This window comes from Paenibacillus hunanensis (assembly GCF_034055775.1).
Lineage (GTDB): Bacteria > Bacillota > Bacilli > Paenibacillales > Paenibacillaceae > Saccharibacillus > Saccharibacillus hunanensis.
Window position 1 is genome coordinate 505,068 of record NZ_CP139194.1, and the last position, 18,528, is coordinate 523,595.

16 protein-coding genes and 1 pseudogene are annotated in these 18,528 nt (G+C 47.1%); 15 read left to right on the forward strand and 2 right to left on the reverse strand.

The window, feature by feature from the left end:
* The first annotated feature begins 102 nt into the window (after nucleotides 1-102).
* Together SK066_RS01975 and SK066_RS01980 are read left to right on the forward strand one after the other, a co-directional pair.
* Entirely contained in the window at nucleotides 103-951 is an 849-nt protein-coding gene (locus SK066_RS01975) for an aldo/keto reductase (protein ID WP_320543446.1), read from the forward strand.
* Nucleotides 952-999: 48 nt separating this feature from the next.
* Nucleotides 1,000-1,098 (forward strand): annotated as a pseudogene (locus tag SK066_RS01980) (alpha/beta hydrolase); the annotation flags it as partial.
* A gap of 174 nt (nucleotides 1,099-1,272) precedes the next feature.
* On the opposite strand, the gene SK066_RS01985 reads toward SK066_RS01980, so the two are convergent.
* Both SK066_RS01985 and SK066_RS01990 read right to left on the reverse strand, forming a co-directional pair.
* Nucleotides 1,273-1,521, reverse strand: a complete 249-nt coding sequence (locus SK066_RS01985) for a hypothetical protein (RefSeq protein WP_320543447.1) — start codon at nucleotides 1,519-1,521, stop codon at nucleotides 1,273-1,275.
* Nucleotides 1,522-1,624: 103 nt separating this feature from the next.
* Entirely contained in the window at nucleotides 1,625-2,230 is a 606-nt protein-coding gene (locus SK066_RS01990; RefSeq protein WP_320543448.1) for a PadR family transcriptional regulator, read from the reverse strand.
* A gap of 207 nt (nucleotides 2,231-2,437) precedes the next feature.
* Here SK066_RS01990 and SK066_RS01995 point away from each other — a divergent pair, with 207 nt between their 5' ends.
* The 13 genes from SK066_RS01995 (at nucleotide 2,438) to SK066_RS02055 (ending at nucleotide 18,293) form a co-directional block, all read left to right on the forward strand.
* Nucleotides 2,438-2,935: a phenolic acid decarboxylase gene (locus SK066_RS01995; protein ID WP_320543449.1), complete on the forward strand. Its 498-nt coding sequence runs from the start codon at nucleotides 2,438-2,440 to the stop codon at nucleotides 2,933-2,935.
* A 449-nt stretch (nucleotides 2,936-3,384) separates the two neighbouring features.
* Nucleotides 3,385-4,578 (forward strand): aminoglycoside phosphotransferase family protein, encoded by a 1,194-nt coding sequence (locus SK066_RS02000; RefSeq protein WP_320543450.1) that lies wholly within the window; start codon nucleotides 3,385-3,387, stop codon nucleotides 4,576-4,578.
* A gap of 21 nt (nucleotides 4,579-4,599) precedes the next feature.
* Entirely contained in the window at nucleotides 4,600-6,639 is a 2,040-nt protein-coding gene (locus SK066_RS02005) for an ABC transporter substrate-binding protein (RefSeq protein WP_320543451.1), read from the forward strand.
* A 252-nt stretch (nucleotides 6,640-6,891) separates the two neighbouring features.
* Nucleotides 6,892-7,434 (forward strand): GNAT family N-acetyltransferase, encoded by a 543-nt coding sequence (locus SK066_RS02010; RefSeq protein ID WP_320543452.1) that lies wholly within the window; start codon nucleotides 6,892-6,894, stop codon nucleotides 7,432-7,434.
* A gap of 296 nt (nucleotides 7,435-7,730) precedes the next feature.
* Nucleotides 7,731-8,732, forward strand: a complete 1,002-nt coding sequence (locus SK066_RS02015) for a glycosyltransferase (RefSeq protein ID WP_320543453.1) — start codon at nucleotides 7,731-7,733, stop codon at nucleotides 8,730-8,732.
* 138 nt (nucleotides 8,733-8,870) lie between these two features.
* Nucleotides 8,871-9,674, forward strand: coding sequence for a metallophosphoesterase family protein (locus SK066_RS02020; RefSeq protein WP_320543454.1), 804 nt, complete (start codon nucleotides 8,871-8,873; stop codon nucleotides 9,672-9,674).
* Nucleotides 9,675-9,853: 179 nt separating this feature from the next.
* The gene (locus SK066_RS02025) at nucleotides 9,854-10,822 is read left to right on the forward strand and encodes a nucleoside hydrolase (RefSeq protein WP_320543455.1); all 969 of its coding nucleotides are present in this window, start codon (nucleotides 9,854-9,856) and stop codon (nucleotides 10,820-10,822) included.
* 188 nt (nucleotides 10,823-11,010) lie between these two features.
* Nucleotides 11,011-11,757 carry a TolB-like translocation protein gene (locus SK066_RS02030; RefSeq protein WP_320543456.1) on the forward strand — a complete coding sequence of 249 codons (747 nt, stop codon included), beginning with the start codon at nucleotides 11,011-11,013 and terminating at the stop codon, nucleotides 11,755-11,757.
* 47 nt (nucleotides 11,758-11,804) lie between these two features.
* Entirely contained in the window at nucleotides 11,805-12,944 is a 1,140-nt protein-coding gene (locus tag SK066_RS02035; protein ID WP_320543457.1) for a WG repeat-containing protein, read from the forward strand.
* A 29-nt stretch (nucleotides 12,945-12,973) separates the two neighbouring features.
* Entirely contained in the window at nucleotides 12,974-13,906 is a 933-nt protein-coding gene (locus SK066_RS02040) for a copper amine oxidase N-terminal domain-containing protein (protein WP_320543458.1), read from the forward strand.
* Between the two features lie 76 nt (nucleotides 13,907-13,982).
* On the forward strand, nucleotides 13,983-14,723 hold the full coding sequence (locus SK066_RS02045) for a LytR/AlgR family response regulator transcription factor (RefSeq protein WP_320543459.1): 741 nt from the start codon (nucleotides 13,983-13,985) through the stop codon (nucleotides 14,721-14,723).
* Nucleotides 14,723-16,012 carry a sensor histidine kinase gene (locus SK066_RS02050; RefSeq protein ID WP_320544781.1) on the forward strand — a complete coding sequence of 430 codons (1,290 nt, stop codon included), beginning with the start codon at nucleotides 14,723-14,725 and terminating at the stop codon, nucleotides 16,010-16,012. Before SK066_RS02045 ends, SK066_RS02050 begins: the two co-directional genes overlap by 1 nt.
* 151 nt (nucleotides 16,013-16,163) lie before the next feature.
* Nucleotides 16,164-18,293, forward strand: coding sequence for a serine hydrolase domain-containing protein (locus tag SK066_RS02055; RefSeq protein WP_320543460.1), 2,130 nt, complete (start codon nucleotides 16,164-16,166; stop codon nucleotides 18,291-18,293).
* Nucleotides 18,294-18,528: the final 235 nt, after the last annotated feature.

Below are 18,528 nucleotides of genomic sequence, written 5' to 3' on the forward strand. Positions count from 1 at the left end.
TGGGTTTCTTTGCTGCTACTGTATGTTTAAAGTGCTAGGGTAGGACTAATGCCGTCTATGCCATTAGTAGAGGCTAGATAAAATCGAAGGAGGATGATCAACATGACAAGCAATGTACCGATGATCACGATGAACGATGGACACAAGATCCCCGCGATTGGATTAGGCACATACTCACTCAACGGCTATGAAGGTGCCGACGCGATTCGCCAGGGGATCGATACAGGCTACCGTCTGATCGACTCGGCGTTCAATTATGAGAATGAAGGAGCAGTAGGTAAGGCGATACAGGATAGCTCGGTGCCGCGCGATCAGCTACATATTTGTTCCAAGCTGCCGGGACGCCGTCATGCGTATGATCAGGCGCTGGTGACGATTGAAGAATCGCTGCTGCGCACAGGGCTGGACTATTTTGACCTGTATATCATCCACTGGCCGAATCCGAAAACCGATAAATACGTCGAAGCATGGCAGGCGATGATCGAAGCGAGAAAGCGCGGCTATGTGCGCTCGATCGGTGTGAGTAACTTTTTGCCAGAGCATCTGGAGCGGATCACTCAGGAAACGGGTGTGGTGCCTTGCTTGAACCAGATCGAGCTGCATCCGTACTTTGAACAGGAGGAGCAGCGCAAGTTCCATGAGAAGCATAACATCGTTACCGAATCATGGAGCCCGCTTGGTCGTGGACGCGGAGAGGGTGTGCTGGAGGACGAAGGTATTCGAGCGATCGCCGAAGCCTATGGCAAAACGCCGACTCAGATTATTTTACGCTGGCATACCCAGCTCGGCGCTGTGCCGATTCCGAAGGCTGGTTCGCTAGCGCATCAGAAGGAAAACCTGAGCATTTTTGACTTTGAGCTAACCGCCGAGCAGATGAGCGTTATTTCCGCGTTTAGTAAGGACAATAAACGTCTGTGGGATCAAGACCCAGCGGAATACGAAGAGTTTTGATGACGACGAATATAGTTGTAGTAGGTTATTGTAGCCGTAGTAAGTTATATAGTAGAAGGAGCGAGTCATTATGATCGATATGACCAGCCGGAACCAGTGAACCAGGCGGTCGATAAGCTCCTGACTTTTCATAAAAAATTTCTTTGACCTCTACCATAACGTTATGCTGCTCATGGCGATTGAGACTGTTGATACAAGTGATCAACAGTCTTTTTTATATGCTAAAGGGCAATTGATCATCTTGCTGCTTGGAATGAGGTGCCTGTAGCATTCCGTATTTTACTCTGTTAAGCGTATGCTTTACTTATAATTAAAAAATCCTTATACATAGTCATAAACTAGAACTAGCGCGGTATGCATAATAGAGTCGGATAACACGACCTGGTTTCTCAATGAATGATTGTGGTTCGGATTCATAGACTGGAGGGGTGGTAACATGGCTGCGCTATACTGCACATCGACCTCTAGCTCATAGTTTTGCGCATCATTAATGACTTCAGTTAGCTTTCCGTGAAATACGGCTGCATTGGATTCACTAATCATAATCGTACGAATGATATGCTTACGCATTCTCCTACACTCCTTCAGGGTGGGATATTCTGCTGATGCCCCAATTCGTTTCAGCCTATTACAGCGGAGGACATCACTTATAAGACAGGCTAGCTGTACAGGTTTATACGAATAGCTTCATATGGCGTTCCAGCCAGTCGACATAGCTCTGCTCACGCGCCAGTGCCTTGGTAAGCACAAGATAATGCCCCAGATGCGGATTGTGAAATGCAAGCGGTGCGGTTTCACTAGCTGTGTCTCCATTTAGATCTTGTGTATGCGTCTCCCGATCCTCTTCCCTGACAAATATAGGCATAAGGTTCTCGTACCGCTGCTGCAAATAAGCCAGCTTTGCCCGCCGCTGCTGCAATTGATCCTCGAACAGTGCCCGCGCTTGCTCCGGCGAAAGGGTATGGATAAAGTACATTTTCAGCATAAACTCATCTTTTTCCGTTTCCGGCAAGGATTCAGGCTGGGCAGCCCATGCTAGCAGCTCCTGTCGACCTTGCTCGGTGATGGTGTACATTTTCTTTTCCAGCTTTTCCCCTTGAATCTGTGTTCGAAATTCCACCAGACCTTCATCGACCAGCTTGCGCAGCTCTGGATAGATCTGACTATGCTTTGCACTCCAAAATTGACCGATTTCCTGCTTAAACTGACTGGTGATATCGTAACCGCTATATTCTTGACGATATAGCAGACCGAGAATGGCATATTTTAATACTCGCACAGGTAATATCTCCTTCAATTAGTAATTTATATGTACATTTGACCATAGCATATGATCATGGTAAAATAAACATGTTGATATTTACATGTTTGGTGAACGAGATGCTCATACTTTCCGCTGTTGATCGACATCGTTCACCGAGCATGCTTGATGTAAGTCATGTTCACTGCTACACCCATCATCATAACGGAAAGCTGGTGCTTAACAATGGAAAACTTTGTAGGCAGTCATATGATCTATACGTATGAGAATGGCTGGGAGTATGAGATTTATATTAAAAATGACCACACCATCGATTACCGTATTCACTCCGGTATGGTTGCAGGCCGCTGGGTTCGCGATCAGGAGGTCGATCTGGTGAAACTGACCAAGGGCGTATACAAAGTATCATGGACAGAGCCAACAGGCACAGACGTATCCCTGAACTTTATGCCCGAAGAAAAACGCATGCATGGTATTATTTTCTTCCCAAAATGGGTGCATGAGCGTCCAGATATTACCGTATGCTTCCAAAATGATCATATCGCGCTGATGGAAGAATCGCGTCTCAAATACGAAACGTATCCAAAATATGTCGTACCTGAATTTGCCGACATTACCTTTATCGAAAATGCAGGCGTAGACAATCAAGAAGTGATCTCGGTTGCTCCTTATCCAGGCATGACCGACGATATTCGTGCAGGTCGTCCGCTGCGTAAAGACTAATCATAGCGAGTATGCTGTAATAGGATACCGTTACAATCGTATCAGCCCGTGGAGTTAGATGATGTACATCTAGCTCTGCGGGCTTTATTTATATTTATATGTGCTGAGTGTGGGATACGTGCGATAGAAGCTTTTCGTTGAACTGAAGTATACTAATCTGAAACATACTGCACTGTCGAATTTGATCCATTTCAGATCAGGCTGCACTCACAGCTTCATGTATAGTAACCCGTATGCTAAAAAGCAGGTGTCTGCGCTCTACCTTGATCCTATGCATATTTATCAGTAGATCACATGCTTTTGCGTTTATGAGCCAGTTGCTGCATCATATATAGATACATCTCTTGCTGGAATGCGCTAGGAGCGAGGGTTACTTTTCTATTTAACGAGTCGATACATAAAGAAGTCAACAAGCGCGTCTACCTATCATCGGCAAAGGAGGACTGCACATGGAATCGATAAACAGGGACTGGACTCAGATCGTGCAGTCAGACGGTCAATTGAATCGCCAGCTGGCACAGCATGTTGAAATTCTATATACCGGATTGCATGGATTATCGGTACAGCGTTTCTGGCTGGAGGATGGTCGTAGTTATATTTATAAACCACTGCCGCCAGGAGAGGAGCGATTTCGCGAGATTAGGGCGTACTTACAGGTGATGCCACTGCTAACGAAGCTTGCTCCGCCTCCCGTCTACCCTTCATTAATCGCCTATGCTGTACCAGCCGATGAGCTAGAACGATTACAGCAATCTTTATCAAATGGGGGAAGGCTAGAGCCGACAGAGCCGCTTATCCATCCGGTATGCTGGATGATCGTTGAGGATATCGGAGTGGTGGAGCATCAGCATTCGCCAGCTGTATTGGAGCAGATGGTCAATCAGATGGCAGGCTGGCATCGAGTAGAGGAACAGCATCTCACCTCACTACCACAAACAGGACAAAAGCCGCCGCTATCTCAGGCGGCATCGTCACTGCTGGAACGCTGGGAGCAGGTAGAGACGATCGTACAGACGCTTCTTACCTCAATGGAGGATACTGAGGCTTCATTGGCTTCATCGCAGCATTCGGATTCGACTGCGCTACCCTGGTCAGAGCTAGCGAAGCCGCTACTTTCCGCATTGCAGAACGATATTCAGCATGTCATGAAGCGCATATCGGCACAGCCAGCGGTTTTGCTGCATGGTGATCTGCATGCTGGTAATTATGGACTGAATCCGCAGGGGAAGCTGATTATTTTAGATTGGGAGCACAGTCATGCCGGGTCACTATTCTGGGATCTGTATCATTTGATTGATCTGTCGCATCCGCTATTTCCGAGGGAGATGACGGACAAGCTTCGTCATCAGCTAGTGGAGCGGTACTGGAATGCGGGCAGCGAGGTGACAACCGCGCCAGCACATTCGCCGCATCGGCGCGCAGCGCTGGCTGATTACAGGGATCTGTCGGCATTTGAATACGATTATCTGCTCTATGCGATGATCTATTCGATCTGGATGCTGTTACTAATTCAAAGCGATCTCCAGCAACAGCCGCCGATCTGGCCGCATGCACTGTTGCTGGCGCAGCAATATGAGACAAAGCAGCATTTGCAGCAATGTCTGAAGGCATGGTGGACGGCTCAGTCAGAAGAATTACGCTAAAGCAGTGAAAGGAGGAGCCATATGCGACTTGCGGAGGAATATGTGCGTTTACGAAGCCACTGGTATGAGCAAGGCGAACAGCAAGCTTTTCATGTAACGATCGCAGAGTTAGCTGCTGCTTTATGTTGTACGACACGCAATGCCCGTCTCATTACAGCACGTCTGGTTGAGGCAGGCTGGATTGTATTCGTATCCGGGCGAGGACGCGGGAATACGTCTGTGCTGACCTTTTGCCAATCGTGGACACAGGTGGCGCTGGATGAAGCGCAGGAGCGAGTACAACGGGGGGATGTCGCTGCGGCGTTAGCGTGGATTCGTCAGCCCCATATGCCAGAGCAGGTCGAAACGACGTTTATGAGCTGGTTGGGTGAGTATTTTGGTTATACTACGGGGCATTCTCCGCAGGCAGAACAGTCTGAAACGCTACGGCTTCCCATTTATCGTCCAGTTGTCTGTCTCGACCCGGCGGATGCGGTGTTTGCCTTTGATACACAGCTGGTAGATCAGCTGTATAGTCGATTGGTGGAATACCGTGCAGAGGATCGCACACTGCTGCCGGGTCTTGCTCATGACTGGGAATGTAATGCGAACGGAACACAATGGAGCTTTTACTTATACAAGCATATACGTTTTCACGATGATCGCCTGCTCACCGCAGAGGATGTTGTGGCAAGCTTGCAACGATTACAGACAGGGCAATTCGCTCATAGCTGGCTACTGGACAAAGTCACCGCTATTCATGCCATCCATCCATATACCGTTGTGATCACGCTACGGGAGCCGAATTACTGGCTGCCCTTGCTGCTTTCGCATAGCGGGGCTTCGATTGTACCTCAGGATATCGGACAGCATAGTCAAAAAGAACACGCATTGCCGATCGGTACAGGTGCTTATCGCTTAATAGAGCGAACGGTGGGGCGATGTGTACTGGAGCGCTTTGATCGCTATTACGGTACAGGAGCATTGATCGATCGGATCGAAATTCTGATCGTACCGGAGCAGGAAGCTGCGGTCGCGCTTGGTAATGGACACGGGATGCTGACGATCTTAACAGGTGAATGGGATACGACTGCCTTTGATCATTTGCCACGTCAGAATGTGCAGACAGGTGTATCGATGCTCATACTCAATCGTAGACAGGGCATATTGGCAAAGGATGAAGCGCTGCGACAGGCGCTCTATTACGGCGTAGATCGTGAGGCTCTAGTTGCCGCGATGGGGGATACATATACCGCTCCAGCGCGTGGATTGATACTGATGAATGAGACGTTGAAAGCTAACCCTATGCGCTGGATAGCTCCAGACATAACTTTGAATGAGTCACCTCAAGGTATAGCAAATACGCCTCCGGTCGATGAAGCCAAGTTGAATACACATCATGCGGCGTGTTCTCATCCGTCCAGCGAGCATTCTTCCACGCCATGCATGGAATATGATCCACAGCGTGCCATTCAGCAGCTCCAGCAATCTGCATATGCTGGCAACGAGCTCCAGCTCTACACCTTTCAGCGTCATGAGCAAGCAGCATACTGGCTACGTGAAGCCTATCGTCGCATCGGTATTTGTATAGCCGTACATATTGTATCCTGGTCGGATATGATGAGCGAGGCTATACTGGCACAAGCCGATATTATATTATTCGAAGCTGTAATAGGTGGAGAACTTCATCGTCAGCTCGAATATATGCACTCTAATCGAAGTTTGATCCGCCGTATGCTGCCGCAGGAGCTGTTGACCGAGGTACAGCCGTTAACTCATCAACTGTTGAGAAGTTTGCCAGCAGTAGAGGGGAACAGGCAAGGTCAGCTGGATCGGGAAGAGCAAGAAGTCACTTCGTTATCCGCTAGCACATGGCTGGGCAGTATTCATGCGCTATTGCAGGGTACATATAGCGCTGTATTTTTAGCGGAGCGATCCGCAGGAATCGTCGTGCCTTCATTTTTACGCGGAGTCCATATGAATGAGCGAGGCTGGGTCGACTTTAGCCGATTATATGTAGTCGCTACGGAGGAGCCGGCCGAATCCAATAGGATGGGGAACGAGGATGAAAACCCAAGCTAAAACGGGATACTGTGAAGCAGAGACTACACACGATTAGCGATACATACTGCTAAAAGAGGAAACGATCTTGAATCGTTTACCCTTTTTCCTGCCGCTAGATCACCCTATACTTTAGATCAAATGCTTCGGTCGCTTATCGTCATCTATGCATGAACCGAGTCGAACGGTTCGGATTCGTGCAATAGATCAAGATAAACACGAACCAGAAGCCAGATCACGTTGAAGCGTAATCGCATAATAGGGGGAAACCATATGGAAAAAGAGATTCGTATCGAACGACTGGAGGAGCTGGACAGTCGATTGTCTGCCTTTGCGGAGATGCTCATTGAAGTGGTGCATGATGGCGCATCGATTGGCTTTCTGCCACCTGTGTCGGTAGCTGAAGCGGAGCAGTACTGGCGAAATGTGCCAGGTTCGGACGTGATCGTACTGATCGCTGAGGTCGATGGACAACTCGCAGGCACTGTACAAATTCATCTATGCAGTAAACCGAATGGCATGCATCGCGCTGACATCGCTAAGCTCATGGTACATCTCCAATTCCGTCGCCGCGGCATCGCGCGTCTACTGATGGAGAAGGCCGAGCAGTATGCAGCGGACGCTAATCGTATATTGCTCGTGCTCGATACGCGAGATGGCGACCCTTCCAATACATTGTACCGCTCACTTGGCTATATTCAGGCAGGACAGATTCCGCATTTTGCGATGTCCGATACAGGAGTGCTGCATTCGACGAATTTGTATTATAAGCTGCTTCAGTCGCCTGTCGATGATGCGGATGGAGTTACACGTTAATGTAATGTATAGAGGAAATGGAGAATGGTGCGGTGTAGGTATACATGTATATCACGTACCTGTACATGCTTATCCATCATAACCAAATTATGCGCATGGCACTTGCTCATCACTATGCCAATTATTCATGATATAACAATCTAATACGTCGTTATGACAAAGCTCTGTCAGATACTATTCATCGTATCCAGCAGGGCTTTTCAGCTGTCACGCTATCCTCCCACAGTTGGCATATGAAAGCAAAATCGCTATAGTTGTAATGAATATGGCAGCAAGACGGGAGGAAGAAATACATCGTGACAAAAATCGGACTTGTAATGCGTAAAATCCAGTTTGCCGAGAATCAGGGGCCGCGAGTGTTTGCGGAGCGACTCAAGGCGCTGAGTGCGGAGCTTGGGGTGGAGGTTGTGTTTATTTCCCCGGAGCGGCATGTGAGTGGGTATGACTGGTTGCCTGGCTATGAGCATGAGAAGGGCGATCTGGTCAATTATGATATTGTGCTGGATCAGATTCATCAGCATGGCATTGAGCATGTGCTGTACACGGTATCAGGCTTTACCTTTTTAAATATGTTTTTGCCGAAAAGTGTACTATTTCCGCATAGCTTCCCTGATCCTGCACTCACGGGCTATGAGATGATGAAGCCCTTTTATACGATCGTCAATAAAGCAGTCGTACAGACCCCATTTCTAAAACGTCAGATGGCGGCACAGTTTGGCATTACCGATGTGGATGTGATTCCGATCGGCTTTAGTGAGGAGCTGGCAGAGCGGCATTATAATCCGGATCTGGTCGTGGATAATCGGATTTTATGGATTGGTCGGGATGAGGAGAACCGCCGCCCGGATCTGGTGCTGGAATATGCGCGTCGTAACCCGGATAAGGAAGTATATATGGTATTTGGCGGTGAACGCTATCGTGAGAGTATGAAGAAATACGATATTCCGTCCAATATTAAGCTACAATTCGCCCTGTCGCAGGATGAGATTTTCCAGCTTATGAACAGTGCAAAGGTGTACTGGAGCTGCTCCAAATTCGATACGTTTGCGATGCCACTAACCGAGGCGCTCGCGATGGGCAAGATCGTCGTCAAGCCCGAGCATCCGTGCTATGACCATATTAGCTCGACGCATTCGTTTGCCGGGAATGAGCAGAACTGGTTTGAGCTTGTGAATATGGCGGCTTCTTCTCCACGACGGTATTCGCAGGATAATCGCGATTATGCCTTTGCTACCTTTGCCAGTCGGATCATGAAGGAAGGCTACCGGAATTTCTATTCGGATTGGCTGCAATCGTAAGTCACCGTTCAAATAGGAAGAGGTACATGCAGGTTACAAGAGTAGAAGTATAGCGTCATATGGCTGGTGTACTTTGCTAACCCCGTTTTTTATTTCGTTTTACGTTAGGGATTCACCCATAGAACGGAGGAGTATCTCATGGCAAAAGAAGGGCAGAAGATCGCCATCATCGCGGATATTCATGGTAATATCGCTGCACTCGATGCTGTATTGCATGATATCGATCAACAGGGCATTACGGATATTTACAATCTAGGCGACAGCGTATATGGCCCCTTGCAACCGAGAGAAACAGCGGAACGACTGATCGCCAGAGGCATCCCTTCGGTTCGGGGTAATCAGGATCGGGAGCTGGAAAATGGAATCACAGGTGTTGAGGGACAACCCGATCACTTGCACAAACGTACGGAGCCTATGAATCCGCCTAACGCTACCTTTGATTACATGCTCGAGCAGCTCAGCGTGGAACAGATCCAGTGGCTGTTGGCATTGCCGCTCATACGGATGACCGAAGACTTGTATATGTTCCATGCCCAGCCCACCGTGGACGATGTACCATTACTGGAAAAGATTGAACCGAGCGGTGCACAGTGGCGTTCGGATGAAGAGTTGAATCAACTACTACATGGAATCGAACAGCCGATCATTCTATGCGCGCATACGCATGTACCGAATCTGAAATACCTTCCAGACGGACGTATTGTGATCAATCCCGGCAGCGTCGGCTTGCCCGCCTACCATGACGATCTTCCTTACGATCATGTAATGGAATCACGTGCTCCACATGCTCGTTATGTTGTACTGGACTATACAAATGGACACTGGCATGTCACTCATCACTCGCTGGTGTACGATTGGGAACATGCAGCACAGCAAGCATCTGAGAATGGAAGACACGACTGGGCGCATGCACTTCGGACTGGACGAGCACTGCGAGTTTGATACGTTTTTGAATCTATACGATCCATAAGTGGCAGAGATCCAGAGCAGATTTTGTAGATCAGGATATGGTTGTTCATAGTGAACGTTGAACATGGTTACCAACCTTTGCCCATCTCAATCATACGTATACAGCAATGTATCCATACTAGAATAGATATTAGAACAGGAGAGAACGAGATATGACTACCCTACGTAAAGCCATTATTGATACCGATACTGCTGGTGATGATACGATCGCCATCTTAACTGCACTGCATCATTTTGATGTACAGGGCATTATGATGACGGGCGGTAATGTACAATTCGATCAGGAAGTGGAGAATGCGTTATACACGATTCAGGTCGCTGGCAAGGGCGGCGAGAACGGACAAATTCCTGTCTACAAAGGCTGTGAGCGTCCACTCATGACCACCTGGAATGCTGAGCATCATCGTACAGTAGAGGATGTACATGGTAGCGATGGGATGGGTGGCTCCAACTTCCCGAAGGCGATCCAGCGTCCAGCAGATGGACACGCGGTCGATTTTCTAATCGAAACAGTGCATCGGTATCCGGGTGAGATTCATCTACTGGCGATTGCACCGCTGACGAATATCGCGATGGCGATTCAAAAGGACCCGACCATCGTACCGAAAATCCCACATCTATACGTGATGGGCGGTACGAACAATGCACTCGGCAATATCACACCAGCCGCAGAGTACAACTTCTACGTTGATCCTGAGGCGGCGCATATCGTGCTGCGCTCCGGTATTCCAACGACGATGGTGGGCTGGGAGATGTGTACCCGTCACTCGCTGATGGATGATAATGATCATGCGGAAATTGCCGCGCTGGGTACATCAGGCGGTCAATTTTTCATCGATGTGAATCGTGTAGTGATGCAGTTTAACAAGCAGGTTCATCGACTGAATGGTACCACGCACCCGGATACGCTATTGATGGCAGTGGCTGCCAATGAAGCCGTTATGACCGAATCGCATGAGTACTTCGTCGATGTGGAAACGAAGGGCGAATGGACACGCGGGTATAGCGTCGTCGACATTAACAGGCGCCTCGGTCAACAGCCGAATGTACGTGTGTGTGAAAATATCGATCGTCCATTGTTCAAGCAGATGCTGCTGGATGTGTTGATGGCGATTAAATAAGTCCACGAATGCCAAAGAAGGTTCGTATATATCAGTAGAATCTATATCATTCTGCTGAAGCTTAATATAGGCAACAAGCATGATGCAGAAACGGTCTTTTAGAGCATGTTTAAGAAAGATCGTTTCTGCATTTGCTTTAGTTGAGCTGTATATCGTTTAACTACTCTGAATCAATAAGGAGCTTGGTTATGAAAAAGTCTATTGTTGTTACTTGTGCTTCTGTACTACTCGCTACCACCGTTTTATCAGGAAATGTAACCGTAGCGGCACAAGCTACATCGGCCTCATCCTATTTTACGTCCAATGTACAAATGTATAAGCAAGAATCTAACAATAAAATCATGTTCCAACAGGGGCAATTAACGATCAGTGCTACTAAGCAAGCTGAAACTGAACCAGGCATGTCCACATCTATTCAATCTATTCACATCGATCGTGGCAGTGCTGGCTTTGCCGTGGAGCTAAAAGAACGTGCAGCTACGATCCAGTCTATTGCTGTATCGTCTGACCAATCGTATGTAGCGATTCAGGTCGAAAAGGAAGCTGGATCTGAATTACTTGTAGTGGATTTGAATGAACAGACGTATAAAATCATGAATCAAATCGTGAAAAATGCTGCCTCTGTTGAGACGGTGTGGGCATATCAGTGGTCACCTGTAGGCAACACGCTGGCTTTTGCGTATGGTAATACTTCTCTCAGCCGAGTAGCCCTATACAATGTAAGTACAGGAATGTTCACCTATGTACCTAGAGAAACGAATACGATTTCGACTGCTGCTGTATTATGGAATGCTAAAGGGTCTGGTGTTGATTTTGTAAGTGAGTACCCTTCGGATCATTACAGACTCTATCGTTATACATTACATACTAAAAAGGTAAAATTGCTTCAAAGTCTTACTCGAAGTGAAGTCGCACAGTTGGCGAAGCTACAGTGAGCATGTATAAAAGTGAGTTTTATTTTACATAAAGGAGCCGAAGAACGATGAATCTCAAAAAGGCGAGTATACCTGCGGCTGTGCTTATAACCATTGCGTTAACATTAGGTAGTTCTTCAACGTCCATATATGCTTCATCCACTAGCAAGATCGTACAAGTATCCAGTATAGAGCGTAAAGCAACAATTAGCTTAAACGTGAACAACGCTACGATCCCATATACGACTGTACCTACACAAAGCGATGGATCGTTCCACGATGGGCGGATTCTTACCGCTGCTAGCTCAGGCGACATGAACTTTTATGATCAAAAGGGAAAGGTCGCCTTTACGTTAGCGAAAAACCTTTTCCCTGTAGCAGATTTTCACGATCAACGGGCGTTGGTGAAGGATACAGCCACTCATTTATATGGCTACATCAACACGAAGGGTAAATTAGTCGTCCCCTGTCATTATGTCGAAGCCAGTTCATTTTCGGACGGTGTAGCCGTTGTTAAGAAAAATAAAGATGAACATGGATCACTGATCAACACAAGTGGAAAGCAAGTAACCACGTTAGAGCGTACATATGACTCGGATTTTCAATTTTCGGATGGATTAGCGGTAGCCTATTCAGCTGATAATGGCAAGGCAGGCTATTTGAACACAGGCGGGCGTATCGTTATTCCGTATACCTATGATTATGCTCGTACATTCTCAGAGGGTGCAGCAGTCGTTCAAGACCCTACAGGGAAATACGGATTCATTAATCGTCAAGGAAAAGTGATGATTCCACTTCAATACCAGGCAGCAGGAGATTTCAGTGAAGGACTAGCGGCAGTACAAAATAGCAAAGGCGTATGGGGCTATATGGATACGAAGGGGAAAATAGCGATTCCTTTTCAATATGCCTCCGCAGCAAGCTTTAGTGAAGGTCTTGCCGCTGTATACAATAAGCAGGGAAAAGTCGGCTATATTAACAAACAGGGAAAAGTTGTAATCGACTATAGCCAATATAATAAAGTTTCTTCTTTCAATGAGGGTGTAGCTGTAGTGGGAATCGAGACCAAAACAAGTCGTTCCTTCGGATACATCGATACTAGAGGGACATTGCTTACTGCTTTAAAATACAAAAAAGCCTACCCCTTCCATGAAGGAGTAGCCATTGCTTCAATTTCGGATCAAGCTGCTGTCATTTTGAGTAAATAAATGATGATATGAAGTGGAGGAGAATTGAAATGATCCATACAAAGCCTATTGCATCCACTATACTTGGAGCTATCTTCGCTGGAGGTCTAATCACCTCGCCGCTGGGCAACTATACATACGCCACACCGAACCCGATCCAAATCGTAAGCGAGAACGGCATCATTTCTTCAGATATAGCACCTTATGTTCTTCATGGAGTGACGCTAGTTCCAATCCATGTCATCAACAAACTCGCGAAAAAGGATACTCTAGTTACATGGGACAATACCACCAAAACGGTAACTGTGACTTCAACTGGCAAGCAAACACTACTACAGATCAATCAAAGCCATGCCATGCAAAATGGACAGCCGATTGCATTGTCACAGGCGGCAATTTTAAAAGATGGCAGGGTAATGATTCCTCTACGCTTCATCGGTGAATCGATTGGCGAAAAGGTACGCTGGGATGCTCAAAATAGAATGGTTACTATTGGCGATGTTAGTTCCACAACCCAACAAGCGGCGATCATTCAAGCTCTGCAAACCGCAAGAACCGTAAATACAGAGCTAGAATCGGTTACGTTAGGAGCAAAATTACCGACGATCGGAATACAAACGATCATTCAATACTTTCCAGTAGGTCGATCCGATGTATATTTCGATTCTACAGATGATTTGATTAGCTATTATAAGGTGGAAAATAATAAGCGTTATGAATTGTGGACAGCTAATTATAAAATGGATGTACCTGCTAAAAATGAAGGCTTACCGTTCTTCCCTTATACAATTACCAAAGAAGTAGGTAAACGACCAACGATGACGACACCGATGGCTTATTATGTATTCAGAGGAGCGATCTCGGATTTGCGTTACGGCGTTATCGATATGAATGGAAAGGAAACGGAAATTAGCCAAACCGACCCTTCCCAAACGAAAGTAGGCTTTCCTGTCAGTCCAAACGAATTATCTCTTATAAAATAGAGCTATATGTATGCTCAATGAGTACATGATCACGATGCAGGTAGTTAAACAAAACCTCACGAAAGGAGCGTCCCTCATGTATCGTATCGCGATTTGTGACGATGAGCAGCAGCGCAGGGAAGACGTACAGCGTATGCTACTGGAGCTGTCGGTGAAGTCGGGTATCGATTTTGCAACAGAACAATTTTCTTCAGGCGAATCGCTGCTGTCGCATTACAGCGATGGCGGTGAGCCTTTTCATATCTGGGTGCTTGATATCGAAATGGACGGCTTAACGGGTATCGAGACAGCACGTAAGCTGCGAGAGATGAAGCGACTGAGTGAGCAGATTATCTTCCTGACGAGCTATGCAGAATATATGCTGGAGAGCTTTGATGTGATGACGTTTCAATATCTGCTCAAGCCAGTCGATCCAGAGGTGTTTGCGGAGAAGATGCTCAAGCTATGCCGCTACTTTGAGGAGAAGGAGCAGGAGATTCTGATCGTCAAGTCTGCCGACGGCGAGCTGGTGCTGCATCATGATGATATTATCGCGATTGAAGCCGCGAATAGCCTGACCGTAAAGCATAAGCTGAAAATCACCACCACGCGTGATATACATGATGGACGCGGTTTAATTTCTAGCTATGCAGATGCATTAAAGGAAGGTCGCTTCCTGCAAATTCATCGCTCTGTGCTGGTTAATCTGTCTCATGTTTATAAGTTTGCCGGGAATCGGGTGGTTATGTCGAACGGGATGGAGCTGCCGATCGGGCGCTCCAAGCTCAAGGAAGTAAAGGATGCTTGCACACGCTTTATGGTGCTGAGGATGGAATGATGCAGAGTACCATTCTGTTATGGCTACTAAATCTGGGAACGGCGCTCATGATGACGGTACAGCTGCACTTCTTTTTTAATACGGTATTTGGTAGTGAGCAAAGTAAACCGAGCAAAAAATACTGGATCATCGCTTTTATTCCACTGACCTATGCCTATTTAATGCTGGACTTGCCGGATCTATTTTCCTCGCTTATGGCGGTCGGCATTATTTTTCTCATGGCGCAGGGATATGAGGTATCGCAGAAGCTTAGAATCATGTTCACCATTTTGTTCGTTGTGCTGCTAACGCTCATCAATCTGATGCTGATGTACTTGTTTATTCCATCCATTCAACTGAATGCCGTTCTAATGAATGATATGCCGCTACGTATCTGGCTATCGATTACACTGCTGGTGAGCTGTACGGTGATGTTTGCCATTACGCTGGTGATTCGGCTATTTGTGAAGCGTCGACGTTTTCCACTGGAATCAAGATACTCGCTCCTGTTTCTCAGTGTGCCGATTATTAGCATCTATCTGGTGAACGTATTTACGATTTATAGTCAGAAAAATATACACTACTTTATCTCGATCTTCGGCTTTATCGTATTGAATGTGCTTGTTGTGTACATGCTCGATACGCTGATCGCTCGCTTTCATCTCAATCTGCAAAATGATCGATTGCAGCGGCAGATGGATTACCAGGATGCAAATTATGAGAAAACCGTCCATAGCTTTAAGGAGATCAAGCGTATCATTCATGATACGAATAAGCATATGCTCGTCGTCGCCGAATATATAGAGCGCGGACGTAGCGAAGAAGCGATTGAGCATATTCGCACCTCAATGAATCATATCGACCATGCGTATTTACGGGTGAACACAGGCAATCTGGTTATCGATGCGCTGCTAACCAATGCGCTCAATGTTGGACGTGCCAACGGGATTCGTATCGACACCGAGCTACGCTTGCGGCAGCCAGAGCTGCCGATCGAGCGCTATGATCTGTCGATTGTGCTGGGCAATATGCTGGATAATGCGATCGAAGCCTCCAAGGAGGTACGGCAAGCCGAGGATCGCTTGATTCGAATTGAGATTCATTCCAGCGAATCGGCGCTATTGATCCGAGTGCGTAATCGAACCGAGCGGCAGGTGAATGAGCTGCGTACCCGTAAAGCAATGCCAGATGATCACGGCTTTGGATTGACGAATATCCAGCGCATTTGCGAGAAATATGGTGGTCATATGACGATTGAAACGGAAGCTCGTACGTTTGATAATATGGTGATGCTGCCTTTTTCAGAGTGAATTGATAGCAGTGTGAAAAGACGCTCGAACATGTCGTTCGGGGGTCTTTTTGTGCTGTTCAGGGCAATTTTCCGTACGAATACTCGTTATCCGTTATGCTCGGTTCATACACAGCAGAACCGAAAACATAGACGAGAGGATGAATAAACAGATGACACGATCTACAATTATTTGGAAAAAGACAGGCACAGCAGCGCTTGTTGCCTTAATGCTAACGTTACCCATCGCAGAAGGACAGAGCTTCGCTGCACCTGTGACCCCTTCTACAGCAACCTATACTATGCCATCATCAGCAACCGCACAGAGCAATCTCACGCAAGCGAAGGCACAAGAAATGGTCAACGCGCTCATGGAAAGCTATGGCGTGACCGGTGCACAGTATGCAATTCGTGATGGCGGTAAGCTGGTTCTATCCGGCGGCACGACACTGGACGATAGTGGCAAGAAGCAAAAGATCGACGCAGGCAGCATGTTCGGCATTGGTTCGGTCAGCAAAATGTATGTGACCGCTGCGGCGATGATGCTTGTCGATGAGGGCAAGGTCGATATCGATCAGCCGCTGACCACGTACCTGCCTGATTTTAAAATGGCGGATGAGCGCTACAAGCAAATCACCGTGCGTATGCTGATGAACCATTCCTCTGGTTTATATGGCTCGCACTACAAAAATACGATTCTAATGAACGATAACGATACACAAAATGTCGATCAATTGCTGAGTAATCTGAGCAAAGAGCATCTCAAGTCTGATCCTGGCGAGTATTCCGTTTATGCGAACGATGGCTTCCAGCTACTAGAGCTACTCGTGGAGCGAGTGAGCGGCATGAGCTATAGCGAGTTTTTGCAGGAGCGTATGAGCAAGCCGCTCGGGCTGAACGCGACTAAGACACCGCTGGATACCTTTGATCGCGGTCAGCTAGAGCCAGTCCGTCTGCCAGGTCTGTTCAATAAGCTTCCCTCTGAAAATGCCAATATTCTCGGCACAGGTGGCGTCTATTCAACAGCTGAGGAGCTGACTTCATTCTCCGAGGTATTGATCGGTAAGCATCCAGAGCTGCTATCGAAGGCGTCCACCGACGCGATGCTTCAGCCAGAATATCGCAATGGAGTGTGGGTACCGGAAACGAAAAATGCCTTTGGCTATGGATTGGGCTGGGATTCCGTCGATCTGGAGCCATTCGGCGACTATGGTATCCGCGCAGCGACCAAGGGTGGCGATACGATCATGTATCATTCGGCATTGATTAGCTTGCCAGATCATGATATCTCGATCGCACTTGTAACAGCCGGGGGTTCATCGGTATTTAACACAACAGCAGCTACGAATATTTTGCTGCAATATTTGAAGCAGAATGACATCATCACAACCATTGCCCCTGAGCCTACATTTGAAAAGCCAGTCCAGCAAAAGATGCCCGAAGCCTTGAAGCAATATGAGGGCTTATATGCTACGGTAGGCGAGACACGCACGATTGCGATCAAGGACGGCAAGATCGAGATGCCTGCAATGATGAGTGATCTGATCCCAGCTCAAGCTTACGTGTATACAGGGGATCAGCAGTTTACGAGTGAGGATGGACGCACGATTCTTGCCTTTGACAAGCAGACCAATGGACATACGTATGTCCGTATTCGTAGCGACCTTGTATTCCCAGGCATTGGACATGCACGTATGGCATTCTATGAGCTGCAAAAGCTGGATAAAAATCCAGTAGACGCGTCCGTATCAGCAGCCTGGAAGCAACGTGAAGGCAAGTCGTATTATGCAGTAGATGAGAAAATCAATTCCTTCTTCTATATCTCGCCTTCGATTCTGACCAAAACGATCAAGCTGGATGCTTCAGGTGGCTATGCGAATGGTACAAAAATCGTCGATAGCGATCATGCCGTCAATACCGTCGAGATTCCAGTCATGAACGGTCGTGATACGTTCGATCTGGACTTTTCCCGTCAACATGGAGTCGAATATTTGCAAGCAGATGGTCGTACCTATGTGAGTGAGAAAGCGATTGGCAAGCTGAATCATAGCAAGCATTCTGTCGTCACGATTCCAGCATCGGGCAATGTACGCTGGTTTAACATTCCAGATAGCGCAGCAGGTAAGAAAATGACAGTCAAGCTGCCTAAGGATGCAGGATTTATTGTATATGATAAAGATCAGACTCCGGTGAGCTTCTCCTTTGTAACAGGTTCGAATACGGCTGTACTGCCAAAGGGCGGGAAGATTGTATTCGGCGGCAAGGCTGGAGAAGCATTAAATATTACGCTGGAGAAGAAGTGAAGAGAACGGAGTCGAGGTACGGAGAAGGGAGCAGAATGAGCCGATAAGTGACACCGCTTCTACGGGATCGTTTACCCGATCTAGCTCCTATCCTCATTCATCTCCATAGCGAGTATATCGTAAAATAGAATCCGATTTCCGTTCATTGTGACGGGAATCGGATTTTTGTATTGACGTCTCGTTTCAATTCTTCTGTTGCCATCATGATGCTGCTGGTGTATCCGCCATTCTTGAG

Coding starts and splice junctions, on each gene's coding strand:
- SK066_RS02020 (WP_320543454.1), top strand. CDS start 8,871: ATGGCAAAAGAAGGGCAGAAGATCGCCATCATCGCGGATATTCATGGT.
- SK066_RS02055 (WP_320543460.1), top strand. CDS start 16,164: ATGACACGATCTACAATTATTTGGAAAAAGACAGGCACAGCAGCGCTT.
- SK066_RS02045 (WP_320543459.1), top strand. CDS start 13,983: ATGTATCGTATCGCGATTTGTGACGATGAGCAGCAGCGCAGGGAAGAC.
- SK066_RS02005 (WP_320543451.1), top strand. CDS start 4,600: ATGCGACTTGCGGAGGAATATGTGCGTTTACGAAGCCACTGGTATGAG.
- SK066_RS02010 (WP_320543452.1), top strand. CDS start 6,892: ATGGAAAAAGAGATTCGTATCGAACGACTGGAGGAGCTGGACAGTCGA.
- SK066_RS02000 (WP_320543450.1), top strand. CDS start 3,385: ATGGAATCGATAAACAGGGACTGGACTCAGATCGTGCAGTCAGACGGT.
- SK066_RS01995 (WP_320543449.1), top strand. CDS start 2,438: ATGGAAAACTTTGTAGGCAGTCATATGATCTATACGTATGAGAATGGC.
- SK066_RS01985 (WP_320543447.1), bottom strand. CDS start 1,521: ATGCGTAAGCATATCATTCGTACGATTATGATTAGTGAATCCAATGCA.
- SK066_RS02050 (WP_320544781.1), top strand. CDS start 14,723: ATGCAGAGTACCATTCTGTTATGGCTACTAAATCTGGGAACGGCGCTC.
- SK066_RS02030 (WP_320543456.1), top strand. CDS start 11,011: ATGAAAAAGTCTATTGTTGTTACTTGTGCTTCTGTACTACTCGCTACC.
- SK066_RS02040 (WP_320543458.1), top strand. CDS start 12,974: ATGATCCATACAAAGCCTATTGCATCCACTATACTTGGAGCTATCTTC.
- SK066_RS02035 (WP_320543457.1), top strand. CDS start 11,805: ATGAATCTCAAAAAGGCGAGTATACCTGCGGCTGTGCTTATAACCATT.
- SK066_RS02025 (WP_320543455.1), top strand. CDS start 9,854: ATGACTACCCTACGTAAAGCCATTATTGATACCGATACTGCTGGTGAT.
- SK066_RS01975 (WP_320543446.1), top strand. CDS start 103: ATGACAAGCAATGTACCGATGATCACGATGAACGATGGACACAAGATC.